Below are 2,221 nucleotides of genomic sequence, written 5' to 3'. Positions count from 1 at the left end.
ATGGCGAAGCCCATGGCCGGCAGGATGTTGGCGGCCACGCCAAAGCCAGCAAGGACAAAGGGCGGGATGAAGTCGAGCATGCCCTGGATAGCGTCAGCACCCAGATAGAACGACAGCGAGCACAGCAGGAACGCCATGATGACACCGGTGGAACCGATCAGGAAGTGCATCGCATAGACACCCTTAAGGTTGCCCTGGCTGGAGAAGACATCAGCGCGGTCAACCAGAATCGGCAGGGCGGCGTTGAGGATGTTCTTGATGGCAAGGCACAGCGTGGCGATGGGCATGGCAAGCGCGATGGCTGCCTCGGAGCTCTGGCCCAGCTGGATAGCGAAGGCACAGGCAAGCACGCCGCCGATCGTCTCATCAGGCGGCACGTAGGCGCCGATGGAGATCGAGCCCATGAACAGCAGCTCCAGGCTCGCACCGATCGCGAGGCCGGACTGCAGGTCCCCCAGCACCAGACCCACGAGCGGGCACAGGACGATGGGGCGGAACGCATAGAGCGTACCGAGCTGGCAGTCGAACTTACCAAATGCGGCGATAAGTCCGATGAGGATTGCTTGGGTAAGCATACATCCCCCTTTCCATATAGGACACTACGAAGAGCTCAGACTCTTCGAATTTAAACGCCTAGAGCACGCTGGCGCAGTCAACCTTGGGGTCATCGGCCAGGGGTCGAATCTCGACCTCGACGCCACGATCCAGCATCTCGCGCACATCGGCTTCCTCGGCCGCGGTCAGGAAGATCTGACGAGAGACCTGACGAGCGTCGGGACGCTTCTCGTCCTTGGGCTTGGTGTTGCCCAGGTTGACCGACTTGATCTGCGGGCAGCCCTCAACAAGCTGCTTTGCCTCAGCGATAGTGGCGACGCAGATGATCATCTTGTACTTGTCGGTCACGCCCGAGTTGATAGCTTCGATTGCATGCTCCATATCTTTGATGACGAGCTTGCAGCCGGCAGGCTTGCCCATCTTGAGCGTCGTCTTCCACACCGGATCGTTGGCGACCTTATCGCCAACGCAAAAAATGCAGTTGGAGCCAAGGCCCTGAACCCAGGAAACTGCGACCTGGCCATGAAGCAGGCGATGGTCAACGCGAAGTAGCTGAATCATAATGTGACCCCCCAAAGGTCTTGCGCCGTCTTACGGCATGTCAATAAGTGCTGCGGATTAGAACTCTTCTTCCTCGTCGTCATCGACCAATAGGTCGTTGACAAACTTCACGCGCGTATCGTCCGCAGCGACGATGGCGCGAATCGTCTCCTCAACCGGCGCCGACTCGTCAGAGAACAGCAGCTGGATGAGCAGAGGAAGGTTCATGTTGGTAACGAGATACGTGCGGGGACGCGTCTGGACAATCTTGGTGAACTCGTTATTGACGCTGCCGCCAAAGAGATCGGTGCAGACAACGACATCATCGTCGGCAGACATGCCCGCCAGCAGTTTTTGGGCCTCCTCGGCCACGTCCATGCGGTCATCGACGAACATCGAAAGATCGTGGACGTTGTCGCGCGCGCCCGAGAGCAGCTCGACGCTCTCCTTGATGCCGGTAGCGAAGTGCGCATGGCTGGCGATGATGTACTGTCTCATTCTGTGTTCCTCTCAATAGCCCGGCACGTTCCCGCACCCGTTTTCTTTAGTAGTCGAACTGGTGATAGTAGCGACGATACTTGAGGTTGTGCTTGGTGACCGTCTCGTAGTAGCGAGCCAGGCGGTCGGTCACGAGCACCGTCAGAATCCACGGGGAGACGATGACGCGGAACTCGTCGTCAAGGCCGGGGATCGCGAACTCGGCGGTGTCGATGATGTTGATGTCGGTGTCGCCGGTCACGCCGCGGGTCAGGAACGCGCGGACGCGCTCGTCGAGCTTGCGGTTCTCGTCCTCGCCCATGAACAGGAACACGGGGACGCCGGGCTCCACGAGCTCGAGGGTGCCGTGGAAGAAGTCGGCCGAGGTGATGTAGCGGGTGCGCTTCCACTGCATCTCCTCCAGGATGCACATCGAGAACAGGATCGTCTCGCCCCACAGGGCGCCGGAGCCGATGAACATGGTGTAGGGGGCCAGGGCGTACTTCTTGGCGAGCTCCTCGGCGCGCGGCTCGAAGCGCTTGCGGATATCGAGCATGTCCTTCCAGATGTCCTTGGTCTGCTCGATAAACAGGTCGAACTTGGGGAAGCAGCCACGGCGGTTGAGCAGGCGCAGGCCGAAGCAGTCGGC

Annotated in this window: 4 protein-coding genes; all 4 read right to left on the bottom strand. The window is 59.7% G+C overall.

Annotated features, from left to right (window positions below; genetic code table 11):
* On the bottom strand, positions 1 to 575 hold a 575-nt coding region (locus tag DWX39_RS10685; RefSeq protein ID WP_147336408.1), incomplete at its 3' end, for a PTS sugar transporter subunit IIC.
* 58 nt (positions 576 to 633) lie between these two features.
* Complete coding sequence (locus tag DWX39_RS10680) at positions 634 to 1,116, bottom strand: PTS sugar transporter subunit IIB (RefSeq protein WP_099432286.1); 483 nt, start codon at positions 1,114 to 1,116, stop codon at positions 634 to 636.
* Positions 1,117 to 1,173: 57 nt separating this feature from the next.
* Complete coding sequence (locus DWX39_RS10675) at positions 1,174 to 1,593, bottom strand: PTS sugar transporter subunit IIA (RefSeq protein WP_117759929.1); 420 nt, start codon at positions 1,591 to 1,593, stop codon at positions 1,174 to 1,176.
* A 46-nt stretch (positions 1,594 to 1,639) separates the two neighbouring features.
* A partial coding sequence (locus DWX39_RS10670; protein ID WP_369832173.1) for an SIS domain-containing protein occupies positions 1,640 to 2,221 on the bottom strand: 582 nt, incomplete at its 5' end.

This window comes from Collinsella sp. AF19-1LB (assembly GCF_003459655.1).
In the GTDB taxonomy this organism is placed as follows: domain Bacteria; phylum Actinomycetota; class Coriobacteriia; order Coriobacteriales; family Coriobacteriaceae; genus Collinsella.
This window is presented reverse-complemented; position numbering and strand designations above follow the sequence as displayed.